21 protein-coding genes are annotated in these 24,091 nt (G+C 33.2%); 15 read left to right on the forward strand and 6 right to left on the reverse strand.

Going from position 1 to position 24,091, the window contains the following annotated elements; all coding sequences use genetic code 11:
• Positions 1-4: 4 nt before the first annotated feature.
• From Q5N74_RS04255 to Q5N74_RS04265, 3 genes are read right to left on the reverse strand one after another with little or no spacing between them, the layout of a single operon-like run.
• Positions 5-601, reverse strand: a complete 597-nt coding sequence (locus tag Q5N74_RS04255; protein ID WP_304387474.1) for a sugar transferase — start codon at positions 599-601, stop codon at positions 5-7.
• Positions 601-975, reverse strand: a complete 375-nt coding sequence (locus Q5N74_RS04260) for a hypothetical protein (RefSeq protein ID WP_304387475.1) — start codon at positions 973-975, stop codon at positions 601-603. The genes Q5N74_RS04255 and Q5N74_RS04260 overlap by 1 nt, the downstream gene beginning before the upstream one ends.
• 34 nt (positions 976-1,009) lie before the next feature.
• Entirely contained in the window at positions 1,010-2,209 is a 1,200-nt protein-coding gene (locus Q5N74_RS04265) for an alanine dehydrogenase (RefSeq protein WP_304387476.1), read from the reverse strand.
• A gap of 205 nt (positions 2,210-2,414) precedes the next feature.
• Between Q5N74_RS04265 and Q5N74_RS04270 the strand changes: the two genes are divergently transcribed.
• Entirely contained in the window at positions 2,415-4,847 is a 2,433-nt protein-coding gene (locus Q5N74_RS04270) for a TonB-dependent receptor (protein ID WP_304387477.1), read from the forward strand.
• Positions 4,848-5,336: 489 nt separating this feature from the next.
• Here Q5N74_RS04270 and Q5N74_RS04275 read toward each other — a convergent pair whose 3' ends face one another.
• The 3 genes from Q5N74_RS04275 to Q5N74_RS04285 all read right to left on the reverse strand — a co-directional run bounded on the left by Q5N74_RS04275 (position 5,337) and on the right by Q5N74_RS04285 (position 8,210).
• Positions 5,337-5,876, reverse strand: a complete 540-nt coding sequence (locus Q5N74_RS04275; protein WP_304387478.1) for a hypothetical protein — start codon at positions 5,874-5,876, stop codon at positions 5,337-5,339.
• Between the two features lie 282 nt (positions 5,877-6,158).
• Positions 6,159-6,566: a tRNA (adenosine(37)-N6)-threonylcarbamoyltransferase complex ATPase subunit type 1 TsaE gene (gene tsaE / locus Q5N74_RS04280; protein ID WP_304387479.1), complete on the reverse strand. Its 408-nt coding sequence runs from the start codon at positions 6,564-6,566 to the stop codon at positions 6,159-6,161.
• A 90-nt stretch (positions 6,567-6,656) separates the two neighbouring features.
• Positions 6,657-8,210, reverse strand: a complete 1,554-nt coding sequence (locus tag Q5N74_RS04285; RefSeq protein ID WP_304387480.1) for a PglZ domain-containing protein — start codon at positions 8,208-8,210, stop codon at positions 6,657-6,659.
• A gap of 104 nt (positions 8,211-8,314) precedes the next feature.
• On the opposite strand from Q5N74_RS04285, the gene Q5N74_RS04290 reads away from it, so the two are divergent.
• The 14 genes from Q5N74_RS04290 to hisB all read left to right on the forward strand — a co-directional run bounded on the left by Q5N74_RS04290 (position 8,315) and on the right by hisB (position 24,061).
• Positions 8,315-9,541, forward strand: a complete 1,227-nt coding sequence (locus Q5N74_RS04290; RefSeq protein WP_304387481.1) for an HD domain-containing protein — start codon at positions 8,315-8,317, stop codon at positions 9,539-9,541.
• A 137-nt stretch (positions 9,542-9,678) separates the two neighbouring features.
• The gene (gene lpxD / locus Q5N74_RS04295; RefSeq protein ID WP_304387482.1) at positions 9,679-10,701 is read left to right on the forward strand and encodes a UDP-3-O-(3-hydroxymyristoyl)glucosamine N-acyltransferase; all 1,023 of its coding nucleotides are present in this window, start codon (positions 9,679-9,681) and stop codon (positions 10,699-10,701) included.
• Entirely contained in the window at positions 10,692-12,098 is a 1,407-nt protein-coding gene (locus Q5N74_RS04300; RefSeq protein WP_304387483.1) for a bifunctional UDP-3-O-[3-hydroxymyristoyl] N-acetylglucosamine deacetylase/3-hydroxyacyl-ACP dehydratase, read from the forward strand. The genes lpxD and Q5N74_RS04300 overlap by 10 nt, the downstream gene beginning before the upstream one ends.
• 39 nt (positions 12,099-12,137) lie before the next feature.
• A complete protein-coding gene (gene lpxA, locus Q5N74_RS04305; protein ID WP_304387484.1) occupies positions 12,138-12,923 on the forward strand; it encodes an acyl-ACP--UDP-N-acetylglucosamine O-acyltransferase in 786 nt (261 codons plus the stop codon).
• Positions 12,924-12,973: 50 nt separating this feature from the next.
• The gene (gene efp / locus Q5N74_RS04310; protein ID WP_304387485.1) at positions 12,974-13,540 is read left to right on the forward strand and encodes an elongation factor P; all 567 of its coding nucleotides are present in this window, start codon (positions 12,974-12,976) and stop codon (positions 13,538-13,540) included.
• A 67-nt stretch (positions 13,541-13,607) separates the two neighbouring features.
• The gene (locus Q5N74_RS04315; RefSeq protein ID WP_304387486.1) at positions 13,608-14,546 is read left to right on the forward strand and encodes a UDP-3-O-(3-hydroxymyristoyl)glucosamine N-acyltransferase; all 939 of its coding nucleotides are present in this window, start codon (positions 13,608-13,610) and stop codon (positions 14,544-14,546) included.
• 73 nt (positions 14,547-14,619) lie between these two features.
• Complete coding sequence (sucD, locus tag Q5N74_RS04320) at positions 14,620-15,492, forward strand: succinate--CoA ligase subunit alpha (protein WP_304387487.1); 873 nt, start codon at positions 14,620-14,622, stop codon at positions 15,490-15,492.
• A gap of 152 nt (positions 15,493-15,644) precedes the next feature.
• Positions 15,645-16,391 (forward strand): 3-oxoacyl-[acyl-carrier-protein] reductase, encoded by a 747-nt coding sequence (gene fabG / locus Q5N74_RS04325; RefSeq protein WP_304387488.1) that lies wholly within the window; start codon positions 15,645-15,647, stop codon positions 16,389-16,391.
• A 56-nt stretch (positions 16,392-16,447) separates the two neighbouring features.
• The gene (locus tag Q5N74_RS04330; protein WP_304387489.1) at positions 16,448-18,481 is read left to right on the forward strand and encodes a VWA domain-containing protein; all 2,034 of its coding nucleotides are present in this window, start codon (positions 16,448-16,450) and stop codon (positions 18,479-18,481) included.
• A gap of 13 nt (positions 18,482-18,494) precedes the next feature.
• On the forward strand, positions 18,495-19,310 hold the full coding sequence (locus Q5N74_RS04335; RefSeq protein WP_304387490.1) for a prohibitin family protein: 816 nt from the start codon (positions 18,495-18,497) through the stop codon (positions 19,308-19,310).
• Positions 19,311-19,654: 344 nt separating this feature from the next.
• Entirely contained in the window at positions 19,655-20,512 is an 858-nt protein-coding gene (gene hisG, locus Q5N74_RS04340; RefSeq protein ID WP_304387491.1) for an ATP phosphoribosyltransferase, read from the forward strand.
• A 10-nt stretch (positions 20,513-20,522) separates the two neighbouring features.
• Positions 20,523-21,806: a histidinol dehydrogenase gene (gene hisD, locus Q5N74_RS04345; protein WP_304387492.1), complete on the forward strand. Its 1,284-nt coding sequence runs from the start codon at positions 20,523-20,525 to the stop codon at positions 21,804-21,806.
• Positions 21,807-21,890: 84 nt separating this feature from the next.
• Positions 21,891-22,925 carry a histidinol-phosphate transaminase gene (gene hisC, locus Q5N74_RS04350; RefSeq protein ID WP_304387493.1) on the forward strand — a complete coding sequence of 345 codons (1,035 nt, stop codon included), beginning with the start codon at positions 21,891-21,893 and terminating at the stop codon, positions 22,923-22,925.
• Positions 22,925-24,061, forward strand: a complete 1,137-nt coding sequence (hisB, locus tag Q5N74_RS04355) for a bifunctional histidinol-phosphatase/imidazoleglycerol-phosphate dehydratase HisB (protein ID WP_304387494.1) — start codon at positions 22,925-22,927, stop codon at positions 24,059-24,061. The genes hisC and hisB overlap by 1 nt, the downstream gene beginning before the upstream one ends.
• Positions 24,062-24,091: the final 30 nt, after the last annotated feature.

Consider the following 24,091-nt stretch of genomic DNA (forward strand, 5'->3'; position numbering starts at 1 on the left):
AGTATTACCGAGTAATCACTTTAATGATGGTAATAAAAATGAGTTTCAAATCGAAGAGAAAACTTCTGTTTTTTATATACTCTTTATTGAATTTTAATTTATCTGGGATAATGGTTTTAATGAAGAATTCTTCAGGGTTTTCGGCAGCCTTTAAAAGTTCTACTTCATTTCTGTATTTTAACGAAGCAAGTCCTGTAATACCTGGCCGAACGGTGAATATTTTCATGTCGTCTTCATTATAAAAGTTCACATAATAACGTAATTCAGGTCTTGGGCCAACAAAACTCATGTCGCTTTTTAAAATATTTATAAGTTGCGGAAACTCATCCATTTTATAGCGTCGTAAAAAATATCCTACTTTTGTTATTCTAGAATCGTGATTTCCTAAAGTAAGCAATCCTTTAGTTTCAGACTGCATACGCATAGTTCGAAACTTATAGATGTTGAAGTCTTTATTGTTTTTTCCAACACGGCCTTGTATAAATAAAATAGGTCCTTTCGAATCTAATTTAATACAAATAGCAATGAGTATTAAAAAGGGAGCGAGAATGATTAATCCAATAAAGGCGCCTATCATATCGAAACAACGCTTGGCAATCATTAATTAGCTATTCTAAAATTCGTAATGGTCGCAATGCTATCGCAATTTTCGACAGTTAATATAATTTCCTTTTCATTATAGTCGCCCTCAACCATATAAACACCACAAGGCTTCTGTCTTGAATTACTTTCAGAAAAATTGATATTTCCTTTTCTTAAAACGTAGTTGACAGCAACTGAATCTAAATTATTGGTATGTAATTGCGATTGAATGGTATTAGAATACTCAATTTTTTTTAGCCGAATATTCTTTAAAACACGGGCGTCAGGACCATAACTGCAGGATGTTTTTTTACCATTTAAGAAGAAGGCTAATATGACGAGTCCGAGGGAAAAACCTCCCAAGTAGTAACCAATACGTTGAATTAATTTCATTTAATGTAATAGAAGTTTCGTTGCCTTTGTGTCTTTAAAAAATAATGAGATTAATATCGCTATAATTTAAATCGAACCACTCACCAACAGATTTACTAGTTAAAATTCCGTGGTAAAAGTACAACCCATTTTTTAAACCTCTATCAAATCGAAGTGAATTTTCTAAACCACCGTCTTCTGCAATTTTTAATAAATAAGGTGTAAATATATTACTTATTGATACTGAGGCTGTACGAGAGTATCTTGCAGGAATATTTGGCACACAATAATGGGTTACCCCATACTTAACAAAGGTAGGTTCTTTGTGTGTGGTAACTTCACTCGATTCAAAACAACCTCCCATATCGATACTTACATCAATAATAATCGCTCCTTTTTTCATAGACTGCACCATCGCTTCTGAAACAACAATAGGAGATCTGTTATTCCCTCTAACAGCTCCAATAACAACATCACAACGTTTTAAAGCCTTGTTTAAATTTTTTGGCTGAATGGTAGAGGTGAAAAGAGGTCTACCTAAGTGGGTTTGAATACGTCTTAATTTGGTAATGGAATTATCGAATATTTTCACATTAGCACCTAAACCAATGGAGCTTCTCGCTGCAAATTCCCCAACAGTTCCAGCTCCTAAAATCACAACTTCTATAGGAGGCACACCGCTAATGTTTCCAAACATTAAGCCGTTACCGCCTTTGGTGTCTGATAATAATTCTGCAGCAATAAGCACAGAAGCTGTTCCTGCAATTTCACTTAGCGCTTTTACGGCGGGATAGGTGCCATCGGAATCTCTAATAAACTCAAAGGCTAAAGCAGTAATACGTTTAGATGCGAGTGCTTCAAAATACTTTTTGCTTTGCGTTTTAATTTGTAAAGCAGAAATTAAAATAGTTTGCGGGTTCATCAGTTTTATTTGCTCGATGCTTGGTGGCTCTACTTTTAAAACCATAGGACAAGCAAAAACCTTTGCGGTATCCTTAGTGATTTCTGCACCAGATTCACTGTAATCTTTATCGCTAAAATTAGCACCATTTCCTGCACCAGCTTCTAATAATACTCTATGGCCATTGCTAACCAGGGCGAAAACGGCATCTGGTGTTAAACAAACACGCTTTTCTTGAAATGCTGTTTCTTTGGGAATACCTATAAAGAGTTCACCTTTCCGTTTAAATATTTCAAGAGTTTCTTCTTGGGGTAAGAGTTGTTGTTTAGTAAAAGGAGACAATTGTTTTGCCATAGTTGCTTAGTTTACAAAAAAATCAAATTACAAATATTTTTTTTATTCGATAGTCAGATACCAAAATTAATTATTTTAGAGTTTAAAAAGTGATTATTTATAGTATTTCATCTGAATTAGTGGGTTTGAACGAAAAAACATGAAAACAGAGATAACTTATCAGTAATTAATATAAATTTATATTTTTACACCCTGAACCAATTTTATGCTTAGACCGTTTTTAGCCTACATTCTATTCCTAAATACTTTATTTAGTTTTTCACAAGATATTATTTTAACGGGTACTGTAGTAGATCAAAGTAATTTACCAGTAGCTTTTTCTAATATAGTACTCTATAGTAGTGCTGATGTTAAACTTATTAACGGAACTACAAGTGATGAAAACGGGGTGTTTCAATTCAAAAACCTTACTGCGAATACTTATACGGTAATAATTAGTTTTTTAGGGTTTGAAGAACAGAGTATGGTTATTGATCTTGATAAAACTAAAAACATTGGGGTTATTGTTCTCAAAGAAAAGTTGGAAAGCTTAGATGGTGTTACCATTATTTCAAAACGACCAACGGTTAAACGTATGGTAGATCGCTTGGTTTTTAATGTTGAAAACTCCACACTTTCTAATAATAATGTATTAGATGTTTTAAAGCATACACCAGGTGTTTTGGTGCATGATGGGGTTATTACAGTAAAACAGTCAACGCCTACAGTTTATATAAATGATAGAAAAGTGCACTTGTCCTCTAGTGAAATACAGCAACTTTTAGAGGGCACTACAGCTAGTAATATAAAGTCTATTGAAGTTATTACAAGCCCTCCTGCAAAATACGAAGCAGAAGGAGGCGCTGTTATTAATATAGTAACGAGTAAAAATATTATTGCAGGATATAACGGGAGTGTTTTTGGCAACTATAAACAAGGTAGTGAGTACCCAAAGTATTCGCTTGGAACGAGTCATTTTTTTAAAACAGACAAGTTAAACACTTATTTCAACTATAGTGGCAACCCAAGAAAAGATTATAGGCATAATAATGAGTCTATTAATTTTATAGAGAATGATGAGAATACAACAAGCTGGGAAACTGATTTTAAAAGGACTCGAAAATCTTCCAATCATAATATAAATGCGAATATTGACTATGAGTTGAATTCTAATAATAGTTTAGGTTTTTCCACAAGTATATTAGTGGCCCCGAGAAAAAACTCAAAAACTCATGTAAATTCGAACACAGATGTTTTTGGTGTTGGTCACGTCTTAGATTCTACATTTAACTCCATGAATCGACTGGCAGAAGAAACGTTTAATATGGCTTTTACGCTCGATTACATACATAAATTTAAAAAAGAAGGTGAAAAACTACTTGCAAGTGCCCATCATACAAATTATGACTTCTCGAGTTTTCAAGATGTAAAAACAGGTTATTTCTTGCCAAATGAAACAACAGCTTTTAGAAATAATAATTTTCAAACCTTTTCAAGTCAGAATATAGAATTGTTTACAGGGCAAATAGATTATGAGTTACCTTTTAGTAAATCAGGGCAATTTGAAACGGGCGCTAAAGTTTCGAGTATAAATTCTGAGAGTATTTTAACCCAGTATATTTTTGAAAACGGTGAGAAAGTAGTTGATTTACAAATGTCGGATACTTTTCTGTATGACGAACTTAATTACGCAGTATACAGCTCTTTTTCGAATGAATGGGAGAAATGGAGTTTGAAGTCTGGTCTTCGTGTTGAATACACAGATATTACAGGAAATTCATTATCAACCAATACTGTAAATAAAAGAGATTACATGAAATTCTTCCCGTCTTTACACGTGTTGAATAGATTAAATGAAAACAATGATATTTATTTTAGTTACAATAAGCGTATATATCGCCCCAGATATAGCGAATTAAACCCTTTTAAGTATTTCTTAAATGATAATGCCTATATAGCAGGAGACCCTGATTTAAAGCCACAGATTGATGATGTATTTACTTTAGGTTACACCTTTAATAAAGATTATACCTTTGAGTTGTATTACCGTTATGAAAATAATCCAACTCTAGAAATAACTTTTCAAGACAACGAGGAAAACATTTTAAAGTACATTAACACCAATATTGACCATAGTGTTTCTTATGGTTTGGATTTTATGACTTACACTAAATTGGCTAAACGTTGGAACATATATGTGCTATCCTCGTTATTTTATTATGAGAATGAGTTTTATGCCTTAGAGAGTAATAATGAATTAACTCAGAATGAAAAATGGTCACTGTATGGAAATGTAGTTAACTATTTCTCACTTTTAAAAGATAATAGTTTAAACTTGAGTATATCGTATCAATATATCTCTCCGTTATTTAATGGGCCAACGCTTGTTAGTAGTCGCCATGGACTTGATTTAAACATTAAAAAGTCTTTGTGGAATAATAAAGCCTCGGTAAGTTTAGGGTTTGTTGATATGTTTAATAATCAAAACTTCAATACCTCTACTAAGTATTCAAATCAAGATGTAAATACAATTACTAGAGTAGAGAATAGGCTTTTTACCTTCGGCTTTAATTATAAATTTGGAAATGCGAGTCTTAAGAACAATCAAAGACAAATTGATTTAGAAGAACGCGATAGATTGAATTCTAAAAAAGATTAAAAATATTGTTTTATTTTTTATACAGAAATACTTGATTGGATAAACTTTGGAGGATTTATGTATTATTCTCGTTGTTCTATTACGATAATGAATTTTATATTTTAGAAATTATTAAAAAATAAACTCAAAATGAAAAACGGACGTTATATCTTAATGGGATAAATTAGTTCGCTTTACTTAATAATAGTTTAGATGTAAGTGTCGTTTATCAAAATATAATAGACTAACGCTTATTAGTGGTCATCAGCTTGATACGTATTAAAAATCTTTATGGTACCAAAGTGCTTCTATTAATTTATCTTATATAGACATGTTTAAAGGCTAGAATTTCAATAGTTCAACGAAGAACAGGAATCAGAATGTGATGCAATAAGAAGGGGAGAGGATAGGTTGATTTGGCTTTAATTATAAATTTGGAAACGCTAGTCTTAAGACCAATCAAAGACAAATTGATTTAGAAGAACGAGATAGATTGAATTCTAAGAAAGATTAAAAATATTGTTTAATTTTTTGCCAGAAATTTTTAGGAGATATTTTAAATTCTTCTTCCAGTTCTTCTAGTGATTTATTAGCTGAATTTATTTCATTAAAAATTCGTGCTCGCACTAAGTATATTGACGGAATGACAATTGCCATTATAGGTAGCATATATATTAATTGAAATTTGTCAAGAAACTGATCATCATAGAAAACACTAACTATCTGAAATATATACATGGCAATTGGTACTAGTAATACATGATACCACCAATGTCTATTTGTAAAAAACCAAATTAAAATTAATAAAAGAGGTATGGCTTTACCTGTAATGATCCACATGGCTGTATTGGCATTTTCGAAAAAACCACTATTGTATGTGAACAAAAAAGTGTTCCAAACTTTTTCATTAGGAACACTTTCGTACAGAGAAAATAAATAAGGAGTTATTGCTAAAATAGTAGCAATAATACTACCTATTATTAAGCTTTTTTTATCCGTTGGTAGGTACTTTGATTGTAGATCTTTCAACTTTGGCTGATTGCTGTCCATCTAAGTTAATTGTGTTAGCTGCATAAGCTGTGAACAACATTCCTCCGAAGATCGCTACTGCGATTAAATAATTTTTAGTTTTCATTTTATAAGGGATTTAATTAATTAATATATCCCAAATGTAAATAAAGACTAAGATGAAGAAAGTGTTTAAATGTTAAAATTATGTTAAAAACAATATTTATTTCGATTTTCTAGTGCGGTTTTCCCGTAATGCCCAATATTTTCTTGTTTTTTATAAGTTATTAACGATTTATTTATAACTGTATGCTTGGTTGTTTTTTAATTTTTTATGGTTAATTTTCTACTAGTTTCGCTATTAAGCTCAAAATTTAATATATCAAAGTGATTATTTAAAATGGGGATGATGTGTTCGGGCCATTCAATTAAAACCCAATGATCGGAATCTAAATAATCTTCAATACCAAAATTATAGGCTTCTTCTAAACTTTTTATTCTGTATAAATCAAAATGAAAAATTTTATCATTTTTCAATTCATATTCATTAACTATAGAGAAGGTTGGGCTGCTTACTTCGTCTGTACTTCCTAGTTCTTTTACTAAGCCCTTTATAAAAGTTGTTTTTCCAACTCCCATATCTCCATAAAACAATATGGTTTTTGATTTTAAATGCTTGAGCAACTCTTTAACAACTGCATCAACATCAGCTAATTGATAATTAATTTCCAATTCTATATATTTAATAGGCAATGTTACAAATTAAAAACACAAAAAGCTAATAAAAAATGTATTTTATCGGTGATTTTTGTATTACATGGACTACTTTGGGTTGAATACAGCAAAAGGTATAATCATTTCTTCAAGTGACACACCACCATGCTGATACGTGTTTCTAAAATAACTTACATAATGATTATAGTTGTTCGGGTATGCGAAAAACAAGTCACTTTTCGCAAAAATATAAGAGCTACTCATATTTATAGATGGTAGGTGTATTTCGTGAGGGTTTTTAAACACCAATACTTCTTTACTTTCATAAGTTAAACTACGTCCTGTTTTATAGCGTAAATTTAAACTCGTGTCCCGATCACCAATTACTTTTGATGGGTTTTTAACGTTAATAGTCCCGTGGTCTGTTGTTAGTATCAGTTTAAACCCTAACTGTTGAGCATGTTGAATCATTTCTAAAAGCGGAGAGTTTTTAAACCAACTTAATGCTAGAGAGCGGTAGGCCTTATCATTAGACGCTAGTTCCTTAACAACTTCCATTTCAGTTTTTGAATGTGAAAGCATATCTACAAAATTATAAACAACAACAGTTAAGTCGTTGTTTTTAAGTGACTTGAAGTTGTCTGCTAATTTTTTTCCTGCTTTTAAATTCGTGATTTTATAAAACTCGGTCGTTAAATGGTTTAATCCAAGGCGTTTTAATTGGGTGTTTAAAAAATCTTCCTCATGTAAATTTTTACCGCCTTCATCCGTATCATTTTTCCAAAACTGCGGAAACAATTTTTCCATATCACTAGGCATTAATCCAGAAAATATGGCATTTCTAGCATATTGAGTGGCTGTTGGTAATATGCTAAAAAACGCTTCTTCTTTGTCCTTTTTATAATGGTTGTTAATGATGGGTTCAAATACTTTCCATTGGTCGTACCTTAAATTATCAACAACAACTAAAAGGGTGGGTTGGTCTTTGCTTAATTCCGGTACAATTTTTTCTTTGAAAAGGGTGTGCGACATGATAGGAGCATCAGAGCGTTGGTCAAACCATTTTGCATAATTCTTTTCAATAAATTTCCCGAATTGAATGTTAGCTTCGTTTTTTTGAGATTCTAAAATCTCAAACATGCCAGGATCTTCAATGTTTTCAAGTTGAATTTCCCAGTAAATCAGTTTTTGATACAAGGTAACCCATTCTTCATATGAATTCACCATAGCCAAATCCATCGCTATTTTTCTAAATTCTTGTTGGTAATTGGAGGTTGTTTTTTCTGAAACAAGTCTAGAATGGTCTAAATTCTTCTTTAAACTTAGTAGAATTTGGTTTGGGTTTACGGGTTTTATCAAGTAATCGGCAATTTTATTACCAATAGCTTCCTCCATAATATACTCTTCTTCACTTTTTGTAATCATCACAACAGGAAGATTATCTTGCTTTTCTTTAATTTCATTTAAAGTTTCAAGACCACTAAGTCCAGGCATGTTTTCATCTAAAAAAACAATGTCAAAATTCTCAGTTTCAAGTATATCAATGGCCTCCGTACCACTTTTACAAGTGGTAATGGTGTAGTTGCGTTGTTGTAAAAATAATATATGAGGTTTCAGTAAATCAATTTCATCATCTACCCAAAGTATTTTTATTGTATTCATTTATATGTTTTTAATAAGCATTATTAGCAATTTGTTCTTAGTATAGTCTATTATATATACGTATATAATTATATTTGTGTCTATTAAACCTTAACTTTTAAAGTTTGAACAAACTTAAAATATTAAACGACCCAATTTACGGATTTATTACGATTCCAAATTCCCTTATCTTCGATTTAATCCAGCATAAGTATTTTCAGCGTTTAAGAAGAATCACCCAAATGGGGATGTCCTATTTAGTTTATCCGGGGGCACATCACACCAGATTTCATCATGCCATAGGTTGCGTGTCTTTAATGCAAAGAACCGTTAATGTACTTCGTTTTAAAGGGGTTACAATCTCTAATGAAGAAGAAACCGGCTTATATGTTGCTATTTTACTTCATGATATTGGCCACGGGCCATTCTCGCACGCTATGGAACATAGCATTGTAGAAAACGTGTCTCATGAGCAAATTTCCTTGCTTTTCATGGAGCGTTTAAATAAAGAATTTAACGGAAGTTTAACGCTTGCCATTCAAATTTTTAAGGGTGAATACCCTAGAAAGTTTATGTGCCAGCTTATTTCTGGGCAATTTGACATGGATCGCGCCGATTATTTAAAACGCGATAGCTTTTACACGGGTGTTGCAGAAGGTAATGTAAACAGCGAACGCTTAATTACCATGCTTCATGTGGTGAATGATGAATTGGTAGTAGAAGAAAAAGGAATCTACAGTGTTGAGAAATTCTTGATTGCCAGACGTTTTATGTATTGGCAAGTGTACTTGCATAAAACAGGATTGGCTGCAGAGCAGTTGTTAATTAGAGTTTTAAAGCGTGCCAAAGAGTTGCATAATAGTAATCATAAACTAGAAGCAAGTAAACCGTTGTTGTATTTTTTAGAAAATAAAATAGCTATAGATGATTTTAACGAGAACACACTCGATGTGTTTTCACGTTTAGATGATTTTGATATTATCTCAGCCATGAAACATTGGCAATACGATTCCGATTTTGTGTTGAGTCATTTATGTGAAATGATTATTAATAGAAACCTATTAACTATCAAGCTGAAAAAGAAGCCTATAAAAGAAAAAGATTTACACAAACATTTACAAAAGTTGATTACCACATATAATGTTACTGAAGAGGAAGCGAAATATTTTGTGTTCTCTGGTAGCATTTCAAATCAAGCCTATCAAAATAATCATACAGGGATAAATATTTTGCACAAATCGGGTAAAGTAGAAGACATTGTTAAGGCCTCCGATCAGCTTAATCTAAAAGCGCTATCAAAACCAATAACTAAGTACTATATATGTTACCCAAAAGAGGCAATAAGCAAATAATTTACGGTTAATTATATGGTTTCGATTTTAATTATCTGTAAATCAGTATTTAACAATAAGAAAGCGCATTTGAAAAAGTTTAGTACATTTTTCCTATTTTTGCCAAACCTATTATAAAAAACAAAAAACTTTAAAGGGTGAAATTTACAGCACAACAAATAGCAGGGATTTTAGAAGGTGATGTGGTTGGTAATCCAGATGCTGAAGTGTCAAAACTTTCTAAAATTGAAGAAGGTTTTGAAGGCTCTTTAACGTTTTTAGCAAACCCAAAATACACACCTCATATATATAGTACCAAGGCTTCTATTACTATTGTGAACAAATCTTTTGTTCCTGAAAACACAGTTGAAACAACATTAATTAAAGTTGAAGACGCTTATTTAGCCTTTTCGAAAATTCTAGAATATTACCATGCCATTAAGCTTAATAAGGTTGGTATAGAGCAACCTTGTTTTATTTCAGAATCTGCCAGTTATGGAGATGCTGTTTATGTTGGCGCATTTTCATACATTAGCGACCATGTTAAGATTGGCGATAATGTTAAAATATTTCCAAACGCCTATATTGGAGAAAATGTGGTTATTGGAGATAATACCATTATTTTTTCTGGAGCAAAAATTTACTCAGAAACCATAATCGGGCAATCTTGTGTTATAAATTCAGGGGTTGTTATTGGGGCTGATGGTTTTGGTTTTGCACCGAATGAAAAGGGAGGCTATAATAAAATACCTCAAACAGGAAATGTTATTATTGAAGATTATGTAGATATTGGTGCTGCTACAACAATTGATAGAGCGACTATTGGCTCCACTATTATTCGTGAGGGCGCTAAGCTAGACAACCATATTCAAATTGCACATGGTGTAGAAATTGGTAAACACACTGTTATTGCAGCGCAATCTGGTGTTGCTGGGTCTACTAAAATTGGTGATAATTGTCAAATTGGTGGTCAAGTAGGTATTGCTGGACATATTGTTATTGGCAATAATGTAAAAATACAAGCGCAATCTGGTATTGCAAGAAATGTAAAAGACAACGAAGTGCTTCAAGGTTCGCCAGCACTTAGTTTAACCGACTATAATAAATCGTACGTTCACTTTAAGAACTTACCTAAGATTGTTAGAAATATTAATGATTTAGAGAAAAATAAATGGGAATAGTAAATACTGAAATAAAGCAAAAAACCATAAAGAACGAGGTTTCTTTAATGGGTGTTGGTTTACACACAGGGAAAAATGTGACTTTAACTTTCAAACCAGCAGCAGCGAATACGGGTTTTGCCTTTAGACGTGTTGATTTAGAAGGTTTACCAATTATTGAAGCAGACGCCAATTATGTAACAAACACACAACGCGGTACCTGCTTAGAGAAAAATGGGGTTATCATACAAACTTCAGAGCATGTATTGGCTGCCTTAGTTGGTTTAGATATTGATAATGTTATTATTGAACTGAATGCTTCAGAGCCTCCTATTATGGATGGATCTTCTAAGTTTTTTGTTGAAGCTTTAGAAAAAGCCGAGATAGAAGAACTGGATGCTTTTAGAGAGGAATATGTTATTACAGATATTGTTTCATATACCGATGAAGAAACGGGAAGTGAAATTTTAGTTATGCCTTCAAAAGAGTATCAAATTACTACTATGGTAGATTTTGGCACTAAAGTTTTAGGTACTCAAAACGCAACTTTAAATCAAATTTCAGATTTTAAAAATGACATTTCAAACGCAAGAACTTTTAGTTTTTTACATGAAATAGAAATGCTTCTTCAGCACGGACTTATAAAAGGTGGCGATTTAAATAACGCTATTGTTTATGTAGATAAGCCATTGTCTGAAGAAACCATGGCAAAGCTTAAAGTGGCTTTTAAAAAGGATAGTATTGCGGTAAAACCTAATGGTATTCTTGATAATTTGACTTTACACCACCCAAATGAAGCAGCAAGACATAAATTGTTAGATGTTTTAGGTGATTTAGCACTTATTGGTACCCGAATTAGAGGTAAAGTAATCGCTAACAAACCAGGTCATTTTGTAAACACACAGTTTGCCAAAAAGCTTTCTAAACTTATTAAAAACGACCGTCGTAATAATGTGCCTAATATCGATTTGAATCAAACACCTTTAATGGATGTGACTCAAATTATGGCTATGTTACCTCACAGACAACCATTTTTATTAATAGATAAGGTTTTTGAACTTTCTGATAGTCATGTGATTGCTCAGAAAAATGTAACTATGAATGAGTCCTTTTTTGCAGGTCACTTTCCAGGTGCTCCTGTAATGCCAGGAGTTCTAATCGTGGAAGCGATGGCGCAAACAGGTGGTGTGTTAGTTTTAAATACGGTTCCAGATCCAGAAAATTACCTAACCTTTTTCATGAAAATGGATAATGTTAAGTTTAAACAAAAAGTGGTTCCAGGCGATACTTTAATTTTTAAATGTTCGTTAATAACGCCAATTCGTCGCGGAATTTGCCACATGCAGGGCTATGCATATGCAAACGGTAAACTATGTGCAGAAGCAGAGCTAATGGCTCAAATATCAAAAGTTAAATAATTAAATCTATATTGATTTATTAATAATAAAAACTAATAAATGAATCAACCACTCGCTTACGTGCATCCTGGTGCTAAAATTGCAAAAAATGTTGTAATAGAGCCATTTACCACTATTTATAATAATGTAACTATTGGTGAAGGTACTTGGATAGGGAGTAATGTTACCATTATGGAAGGTGCTCGTATAGGTAAAAATTGCAGTATTTTTCCTGGTTCAGTTATTTCGGCTGTTCCACAAGATTTAAAATATAACGACGAAGAAACAACCGTAGAAATAGGGGATAACGTAACCATTAGAGAATGTGTTACCATTAATAGAGGTACAACTGATAGAATGAAAACAGTGATTGGGAACAATTGCTTAATCATGGCTTATTGCCATATTGCACACGACTGTATAGTGGGTAATAACTGTATTTTTTCTAATAACAGTACGCTTGCAGGACATATCACCATTGGTGACTATGTGGTTTTAGCAGGTATGACCGCTGTTCATCAATTTGTTTCCGTGGGAAATCATGCCTTTGTAACTGGTGGCTCTTTAGTTCGTAAAGACGTACCTCCTTTTGTGAAAGCGGCAAGAGAACCTTTATCTTATGTTGGTATTAACTCTGTTGGCTTAAGAAGACGCGGGTATTCAACAGAAAAAATTAGAGAAATTCAGAATATTTATAGAATTCTTTACCAAAAAAATTACAATAACACACAAGCTACCGAAATTATGGAAGCTGAAATGGAGGCAACTCCAGAGCGTGATGAAATCCTTCAATTTATAAAAGATTCACAAAGAGGAATCATGAAAGGCTATTTCAAAGCAAACTAAGAAAATTAGTTTTTACAACTTTACATTAATAACAAACAACAAACATTACAATGGCTACTACAAGTGATATTAGAAACGGATTATGTATAAGGTATAACAACGACATTTATAAAATAACAGAATTTTTACACGTAAAACCTGGAAAAGGGCCTGCGTTTGTTAGAACTAAAATGAAAAGTGTTACTAACGGAAAAGTGTTAGATAATACATTTTCAGCAGGACATAAATTAGAAGATGTACGTGTTGAAACTCATAAATTTCAATTTTTATACAATGATGGTGAATATTATCATTTTATGAACACGGAAGATTATACGCAAATTCAACTTACAGAATCTGCTTTAGATAATCCAGGGTTAATGAAAGAAGGTGAGGTAGTTACAGTAATTATTAATTCTGAAGACAACATGCCGCTTTCTGTAGAGATGCCTGCAAGTGTAGTTTTAGAAGTAACTGCAACAGAGCCGGGTGTTAAAGGAAATACAGCAACTAATGCGACTAAACCAGCAACGGTTGAAACAGGTGCTATTGTAAATGTTCCTTTATTTATTAATGAAGGTGATAAAATAAAAGTAGAAACTGAAAAGGGAACTTACAAAGAGCGTGTAAAAGAGTAATTATGTTTAATTGTTGAAGCGTTTATTGGTTTAAACATTTCAGCAATTTCAGCAACTAAGCAAATAAATGAAGTTTCCAAATCCACATACTTTAAAACAAATTGCTCAATTAATTGGATGCGATTTTGTTGGTAGCGACGATTTTCCTGTTTTGGGAATGAATGAAATTCATGTTGTAGAACCTGGTGATATTGTTTTTGTAGATCATCCGAAGTATTATGACAAGGCTTTAAATTCAGCTGCTACTATTATTTTAATTAATAAAGAAGTCGCATGTCCTGAAGGGAAGGGCTTGTTAATTAGTGATGATCCTTTTAGAGATTTCAATAAGCTAACCGATTCTTTTAAGCCTTTCAAAGCATCGCCTAGTCATATATCAGATTCTGCTATTATTGGAGCTAATTCGGTTGTACAACCTGGGGCTTTTATTGGTCATAATGTGGTGATTGGTGCAAATTGTATCATTCATGCCCATGTGAGTATTTATGATGATGCCGTCATTGGAAACCATGTAACCATTCATTCTGGAACTGTTTTAGGAGCGAATGCTTTTTACTATAAAAAGAGACCTGATGGTTTTGATCGTTTAAAATCTTGTGGACGTGTTGTTGTTAAAGATCATGTAGATATTGGAGCTAATTGCACCATAGACAGAGGTGTAACCGGTGATACGACTATTGGAGAAGGTTCTAAATTAGATAATCAAATTCAAATTGGGCACGACACCGTTATTGGTAAAAAATGCTTAATTGCTTCACAAGCTGGTATTGCTGGCTGTGTGATTATTGAAGATGAAGTGACCATTTGGGGGCAAGTTGGCTGTACCAGTGGTATTACGATTCATAAAAACGCTGTGGTTCATGCGCAATCTGGTATAAGCAAATCCTTGGAAGGTAATAAAACCTATTGGGGAACGCCGGCTCAAGAGGCCAGATCTGTAATGAAGGAAATGGCAAACATTAAGAGAATACCCGAAATATTACAGTTTATAAAAACTAAAAAATAAATCTTAAATGCTGCTAAAAGTATAAGCAAATAAAGTATTTTTGTGCAGCTTTATTTAAATAAAAAAATATAAAATGAGTGTTTTAGTAAACAAAGATTCAAAAATTATAGTTCAAGGTTTTACTGGTAGTGAAGGTACATTCCATGCAAGTCAAATGATTGAATACGGAACAAACGTTGTAGGTGGCGTAACTCCTGGAAAAGGTGGTCAAACTCATTTAGATAGACCCGTGTTTGATACTGTTAAAGATGCTGTAGAGCAAGTTGGCGCAGATACAACCATTATTTTCGTGCCACCAGCTTTTGCTGCAGATGCGATTATGGAAGCTGCTGATGCAGGTATTAAAGTAATCATCACTATTACAGAAGGTATTCCTGTTGCCGATATGATTACGGCTTCAAATTATATAAAAAATAAAGAGTGCCGATTAATTGGCCCTAACTGTCCTGGTGTTATTACTCCAGGTGAAGCAAAGGTTGGTATTATGCCAGGTTTCGTTTTCAAAAAAGGAACAGTAGGTATCGTTTCTAAATCAGGAACTTTAACGTATGAAGCGGCAGACCAAGTTGTAAAACAAGGTTTAGGTATCACGACTGCTATTGGTATTGGTGGAGATCCAATTATTGGAACGACTACTAAAGAAGCTGTTGAACTTTTAATTAACGATCCAGAAACAGAAGTAGTTGTTATGATTGGTGAAATTGGAGGTCAATTAGAAGCAGATGCTGCAAACTGGTACAAAGCTAGTGGAAGCAAGAAACCTATTGTTGGTTTTATAGCTGGTGAAACAGCTCCTGCAGGACGTACAATGGGTCATGCTGGTGCGATAGTAGGTGGAAGTGATGATACAGCACAAGCCAAAAAGAAAATTATGGCTGCTTGTGGAATTCACGTAGTAGATTCTCCTGCTGAAATTGGTAAGAAAGTAAAAGAAGTTTTAGAATAAAATCTTTTAAAATATTTGAAAAACCTCGCAATAATTTGTGAGGTTTTTTATTTGTTGCAATTTGTATTTATTATATTTGAATTTAGGAAATAACCAACTATTCATATAGCACATCATTTATGTGTCTAGTATGAAATTAAATTAATTTATAGATGAAATTATTAGAAGGAAAAACGGCCATCATCACAGGAGCTAGTAGAGGCATAGGTAGAGGTATAGCACAAGTGTTTGCTGCTCAAGGCGCTAATGTGGCGTTTACATACAGTAGCTCTGTAGAAGCTGCTAACGAACTTGAAAAAGAACTGATTGCTCAAGGTGTTAAAGCTAAAGGTTATAAGAGTAATGCAGCTAGTTTTGATGAATCTCAAAAATTAGCAGAAGATGTTGTTGCAGAATTTGGTAGTATCGATGTATTGGTTAACAATGCAGGTATTACAAAAGATAATTTATTAATGCGTATTTCTGAAGAAGATTTCGATACGGTTATTGAAGTGAATCTAAAGTCGGTTTTCAATATGACGAAAGCTGTTCAGAAAACAATGCTTAAACAACGTAAGGGCTCTATTATTAATATGAGTTCGGTAGTTGGAGTGAAAGGAAACGCAGGTCAAACCAATTATGCAGCTTCTAAAGCTGGAATTATAGGGTTTTCAAAATCAGTTGCCTTAGAATTAGGGTCTAGAAACATTAGAAGTAACGTAGTTGCACCAGGTTTTATTGAAACTGAAATGACAGCAAAACTTGATGAAGAGGTTGTAAAAGGATGGCGTGCAGGAATTCCATTAAAACGTGGTGGTACTCCAGATGATGTAGCGAATGTTTGTGTGTTTTTAGCAAGTGATATGAGTGCATATGTAACTGGACAAACACTTAATGTTGATGGTGGTATGTTAACCTAGATTTGTTATTTCTGCGAAGGCAGGAATCTCATCAATTTAAACCCAAAAGTTATTTAATGAGTTCTGAAACTCTAGTTTATATCATACTCTCTGGAATCATTGCTTTGTTATTGGCAGGATTTCAGTATAAATTGAACAAAAAAAGCATGTCTAAATTAAACATGCTTTTTTTGTTTTTAAGGTTTGTAACCATTTTTTCTGTGTTATTATTGCTTGTCAACCCCAAGTTGGAGCAAATAACACTTTCTTCTATAAAACCCAATTTGGTTATTGCGGTTGATAATTCCAGTTCTATAGCCTATTTAAAACAAGATAAAGCAGCTCATAATTTAATAGATAAATTAAAAGCAAGTAAACCTTTAAAGGCTAAGTTTAATATTGAAACCTATACGCTGGGCGAGAAACTACAAGCGTCAAGTAGTTTTGGCTTTAATGAGAAACAGACCAATATTGAGAATGCTTTTAGTCAGTTAGCACAAATATATAAGCAAACAACTTCACCGACCATCTTAATTAGCGACGGAAACCAGACTTATGGAAACAGTTATGAGTTCGCCTATACTGATTACAAGCAGCCAATATATTCTGTTATTTTGGGTGATACGGTTAAGTATACCGATTTGAAAATCCAGCAACTTAACGTTAATAAGTATGCATATTTAAAAAACCAATTTCCTATCGAAACCATTTTAGTATATAATGGTAGCGAATCTGTTCAGTCTAAGTTTGTTGTAACAATTGGGGATAAGGTTGTGTTTTCTGAAAACGTAAATTTTACCAAACAGAATAATTCTAAAGTTATTAACTTTAAGCTACCTGCAAATTCAGTTGGAGTACACGCTTACAAGGCCATGTTGGAACCGTTGAGTAATGAAAAAAACACAACCAATAACTTTAAAAATTTCGCGATAGAAGTTATTGATCAAAAAACAAAAATAGCCATAGTAAGTGATTTTACGCATCCAGACTTAGGCGTTTTAAAAAAGAGTATTGAGAGTAATGAGCAGCGTTCTGTATCGCTCTTAACTATTAATGAGTATCTAAATCAAATAAATGATTTTCAATTAGTTATATTGTATCAGCCAAATAATAAGTTTAATATTATTTATGATGTTTTAAATAAAGAAAATAAAAACAGATTCACAATAATTGGCACGAAAACAGACCTGAATTTTGTAAACAGAATCAATAAAACATTCACAACACAAGTTACCAACCAAATAGAAAATTATCAAGCGGAACTAAATAAAAGTTATGCACCATTCATTATTGAAGACATTAATTTTGAGTTGTTTCCGCCTTTAAATTCACCATACGGTTCTGTGTTATTTACGGTGCCTTTTGAAACCATTCTAAATAAAACAATTAATGGTATCTCAAAAAAGGATCCTTTATTAGCAACGTTTGAAACCAACGGTAGGCGAGAAGCAGTATTGTTTGGTGAGAATATTTGGCAATGGCGTGCACAAAGCTATATGGAATCGAAATCGTTTCTACAGTTTGATGATTTTATAGGGAAGCTTATTCAATATGTAGCGTCAAACAAACAGAAAAATAGATTGAATATTGAGCATGAATCCTTTTATAACGGGAGTACAAATGTTATTATAAAAGCAGAATTTTTCGATAAAAATTATGAGTTTGATACTCGCGAAGCACTTCAAATAAAAGTGGTAAATACAGTTTCAAAAGAAACAAAAACCTTTCCGCTTATTTTAAGTAGTACCAATTTTCAAGTCGATTTAAGTAGTTTACCACCATCAGACTATAGCTTTACAATAAGTGCTTCAAACGAGAATATATCTAAATCTGGTAACTTTAAAATACTAGAATACAACGTAGAACAACAATTTTTAAATGCAGATGTAACAAAACTAAAACAATTGGCTACTAACAGTCAAGGTGAAAGTTTTTTTGTAAACAATACAGAAGGTTTGATGGAAAGTCTATTAAAAGATAGTAGATTCGCAACAATTCAAAAAAGTACTAAAAACAGGCTTCCTCTGGTGGACTGGAAATACCTGCTCATCATTATCATTTTAAGTTTGTCTTTAGAGTGGTTTTTAAGAAAATATAACGGATTAATTTAAAAAAGAATAAACAATGGAAAAATTACCAAAAGTAGCATTGCCCATATTAGTGGTAGCGATAATTATTATAGTATTACTTTCTAAATCAACAGTAACTGTTGCATCAGGTCAAGCAGGTGTGCTTTATAGAACATTTGATAATGGTGTAGTTACCGATGAGCCGCCTTTAGGAGAAGGCTTTCACGTTGTAGCGCCTTGGAATAGAGTTTTTGTTTATGAAGTACGTCAGCAAGAAATATTAGAAAAAATGAATGTACTTTCATCTAACGGGCTAGATATTAAGTTAGAAGCCTCTGTTTGGTTTCAGCCAAATTTCATAGAATTAGGGAAGTTGCATCAAGAAAAAAGTGAAATGTATAAAGAACGTGTTTTGCTTCCAGCCATTCGTTCTGCGGCTCGTAGCGTTGTTGGTCGCTATACCCCAGAACAATTGTATTCAAGTAAAAGAGATGCTATTCAACAAGAAATTTTTGAAGAAACAAAGAAAATAGTGGAGCCACAATACATTCAATTGAATGAAGTCTTAGTACGAGACGTGACCCTGCCATCTACTATTAAAGATGCAATTGAGCGTAAATTGAAGCAAGAGCAAGAATCTTTAGAATATGAATTTAGATTGGTTACGGCTGCTAAAGAAGCTCAAAAAGTAATTATTGAAGCTGAAGGTAAAGCAGAATCTAATAGAATACTTAGCGCCTCATTAACCGATAAAATTTTACAAGATAAAGGGATTGACGCTACAGTTAAATTGTCAGAATCTCCAAACACTAAAATAATCGTTATCGGTTCAGGAGACAGTGGTTTACCGCTTATCTTAGGAAATCAATAGGATATTGAATAAAATAATTCATAAATTTTAAAGATATTTTGAATATTAGTTAATGATATTTGCTTTAAAATATAGAATATTTAATATCACTAAGATTTGTTAAAATTATTTGGAATAATCCACTATAATTAGTGATATTTGCAAAAGTGAAAACAAAACAACATGAACTTTATTCAATCACATCATCATCATTTTCAAATTTGCCTTCAAGCGAAATGAAAATGTATTGAATAAAATCAACATATTTTTTAAACCCGTTTGAGACAATCAAGCGGGTTTTATTTTTCCCGTGAAAACGGGAATCTTTTTATCCCGAAAACGGATAACTATTTAAATTATTTAAAATGAGTACATTAAGAATTGCAGTACAGAAGTCAGGTCGTTTACACGACGAATCTATGGAATTACTAAAAGATATTGGTATTTCTATTGATAATGGCATTGATCAATTAAAAGCATCAGCAAGAAATTTTCCTGTTGAAGTTTTCTATCTAAGAAATGGTGATATTCCACAATACCTTAAAGATGGTGTGGTAGATGCTGCTATTATTGGTGAAAACGTATTAATTGAAAAAGGAAACGGTATCAACATAGCAGAAAAATTAGGTTTTTCTAGCTGTCGTGTGTGTGTTGCTGTGCCAAAAACAATGAATTACACTAGTATTTCAGATTTGGAAGGAAAACGAATAGCTACTTCTTACCCACATACGGTTCAAAGTTTTTTAGATAAAAATGGCATTAACGCAAACCTTCACATTATTAATGGTTCGGTTGAAATTGCGCCTAATATTGGTTTAGCAGATGCTATTGTAGATATCGTTTCTAGTGGTAGCACCTTGTTTAAAAACAACCTGAAAGAAGTGGAAATGATTTTAAAATCGGAAGCGGTTTTAGCAGTTTCACCTATTTTAGATGCTGAAAAACAAGCTATTTTAGACACCATTCAGTTTAGAATGCAATCGGTTTTAAGAGGAAGACAGTCAAAATATATTTTATTAAACGCACCAAACGATAGAATACAAGACATTATTAATGTGTTGCCAGGCATGAAAAGTCCAACGGTATTACCTTTGGCTCAAGAGGGTTGGAGTTCTGTACATTCTGTAATAAGTAAAAATGAGTTTTGGAATGTTATAGACGAGTTAAAAGCGAACGGTGCACAAGGTATTTTAGTTTGTCCTATCGAGAAAATGGTGCTTTAATTAATTTGTTATGCAAATAATAAACAACCCAAATAAAAGCGATTGGTCTCAGGTATTAAAAAGACCTACTCAAACTGTTGGTGATATTGAAGCAACCGTTATTCAAATTTTTGAAGACGTGCGTGAGAATGGCGATACGGCTATCAATACATACACTTCTAAGTTTGATGGCGTTTCTTTAGCGTCTCAATTGGTGACTCCTGAAGAAATTGAGAAAGCCATCGCTACTGTGCCAGAAAAACTACAAAAGGCTATAAAAACAGCTAAGCATAATATTGAAGTTTTTCATTCAGCACAAAAAACTAATAAAATTCACATTGAAACCACAAAGGGTGTACAATGTTGGCAAGAAAAACGCCCCATACAAAAAGTGGGTTTATATATTCCTGGAGGTACAGCACCTTTATTTTCAACCGTTTTAATGTTGGCGGTTCCAGCACAAATTGCAGGTTGTAAAGAGATTGTATTATGTTCGCCACCTAATAAGAAAGGGGAATTAGCTCCAGAAATATTGTTTGCAGCACAACTTTGTGGCGTGACTAAAATTATAAAAGTTGGTGGCATTCAAGCCGTAGCAGGATTAACTTTTGGAACGGAAACGATTCCTCAAGTTTATAAAATATTCGGACCAGGAAATCAGTTTGTAACTGTAGCAAAACAATTAGCAACCAAATTTGGTGTGGCTATTGATATGCCAGCAGGACCAAGTGAGCTTTTAGTGGTAGCCGATGAATTTGCTAACGCAGCATATATTGCTTCCGATTTGTTAAGTCAAGCAGAACACGGTGCCGATAGTCAAGTTATTTTGGTGTCAACTTCGACTGATTTAATAAATAAAGTATCCGAAGAAGTTGAAAAACAACTGGAAGTCCTTCCGCGTAAAGCGATTGCTGAAAAAGCGATTGCAAATTCGAAGCTTATTTATGTTGAAAATGATGATTTAGCGTTGGAATTAATAAATGAATATGGCCCAGAACATTTTATAGTTTGTTCTAAAAATGAAGATTTTTACGTAGATCATATTGAAAATGCAGGTTCTGTTTTTATAGGTGATTATACACCTGAAAGTGCAGGCGATTATGCTTCGGGAACCAACCATACCTTGCCAACCAACGGTTTTAGTAAAGCCTATTCGGGAGTGAATCTAGATAGTTTTTCTAAAAGCATGACCTTTCAAAAAATATCGAAAGAAGGCATTTTGAATATTGGTGAAACTATAGAACTTATGGCTGAAGCAGAAGGTTTGCATGCACATAAAAATGCGGTTTCCATAAGACTGAAAGATTTAAAATAATTAACTAAGCGTCATGTTGAACTTGATTCAACATCACACTCATAAATACATGAGACACTGAAATACATTCAGTGTGACGAAAAAATGAACATACAAGATTTAATACGTCCAACGATAAAAGCACTAAAACCGTATTCTTCTGCACGTGATGAATTTCAAGGTGTAACTGCTGATATGGTGTTTTTAGACGCGAATGAAAATCCGTTTGAAAATGGTGTAAACCGATACCCAGATCCACAACAAGGTGCTTTAAAAGCTATTTTATCTAAAACGAAAGGGCTGCCAACAAACCAAATTCTATTTGGTAATGGTAGCGATGAAGTGTTAGATTTAATTTTTAGAGCTTTTTGTGAGCCTAACCAAGATAACGTTGTTATTTTACCGCCTACATACGGCATGTATGAAGTGCTTGCTAATTTGAATGCGATTGGCATTAAAAAGGTGAACTTAGATGCTGAATTTCAGCCTGAAGTGGGTGCGGTACTGAATGCTGCAGATGAAAACAGTAAACTGTTGTTTATCTGTTCGCCTAATAACCCATCTGGAAATAGTTTTAATACGGAAGCTATAGAGCGATTAGTCAGTAATTTTAAGGGAATTGTGGTTGTTGATGAAGCGTATATCGATTTTTCAAACGAAGCTAGTTGGATTTCAAAACTAGACACATACCCCAATTTAATTGTAGCGCAAACCCTATCTAAAGCCTACGGAATGGCAGGGATTCGTTTGGGGATATGCTATGCTTCCACAGAAATTATTACGGTTTTAAATACCATTAAACCACCTTATAATATTAACGAGCTAACGCAGAAAAAAGCCATCGAACTTTTAAATATTAAAGATTTGGCTTCTAATCAAATTAAAGATATTCTAACGCAACGTAGTGCTTTAATTTCAGAATTAGAATCTGTCAGTTATGTTTCTAAAATATATCCATCAGACGCTAATTTTGTACTTGTAAAGGTTGATGATGCCACTAAGCGTTACAATCAGCTTATAGAAAAAGGGATTGTGATAAGAAACAGAACCACGCAACCTGGGTGTGACAATACCTTGCGTTTAACGGTGGGAACACCCCAAGAGAATAAAATATTAATAGATACCTTAAAATCTATATAATGAAGAAAGTATTATTTATAGACCGTGATGGCACTTTGGTTTTAGAACCACCCGTAGATTACCAATTGGATAGTTTAGAAAAGTTAGAGTTTTACCCAAAAGTATTTCAATACATGGCTAAAATTGCAGGCGAGTTGGATTATGAATTGGTTATGGTTACGAATCAAGATGGTTTGGGTACCGATTCATTTCCTGAAGACACATTCTGGCCAGCACAAAACAAAGTATTGAGTGCCTTTGCCAAAGAAGGTGTTGAATTTACTGAGATTCATATAGATAAAACATTCCCGCATGAAAATGCACCAACGCGTAAACCAAGAACAGGTTTGTTAACCAAGTACTTTACAGATGCTTATGATTTAGCAAATTCCTATGTGTTGGGTGATCGTATTACCGATATGGAATTGGCCAAAAATTTAGGAGCAAAAGGTATTTATTTATCTGAAAACCCCGACTTAGGTGCTGATGAAATAGAAGCGTCTCAAAAAGAAATTTTAGATGCTATCGCGTTAACAACAACCGATTGGAAAACTATTTATGAGTTTTTAAAATTAAATGATCGCGTTGCAGAAATTACACGTAATACGAACGAAACACAGATTTATATTAAGTTGAATTTAGATGGTTCTGGTAAAAATGACATTGATACCGGTTTATCATTTTTCGATCATATGCTCGATCAAATTGGTCGCCATGGTTCTATGGATTTAACTATAAAAGTAAATGGTGATTTGGAAGTTGATGAACATCATACTATTGAAGATACCATGATTGCCTTTGGGGAGTTATTCAATAAAGCCTTAGGAAATAAATTAGGGATTGAACGTTATGGATTCTGTTTACCAATGGACGATTGTTTAGCGCAAGTCGCTGTCGATTTTGGTGGTAGAAATTGGTTAGAATGGGATGCTGAATTTAAACGCGAAAAAATAGGAGACATGCCAACGGAAATGTTCTTTCACTTATTTAAATCGTTTACAGACGGTGCTAAATGCAACCTAAATATAAAAGCTGAAGGGGTAAACGAGCATCATAAAATAGAAGGTATTTTTAAAGCTTTTGCGAAAGCCATGAAAATGGCTGTAAAAAGAGATTCTAACAAGATGTTTTTACCTTCAACAAAAGGTGTTTTATAAAGACATATATTAAGTATTAGAAGGTGAAAA

This window comes from Mariniflexile sp. AS56 (assembly GCF_030552475.1).
GTDB lineage: Bacteria > Bacteroidota > Bacteroidia > Flavobacteriales > Flavobacteriaceae > Mariniflexile.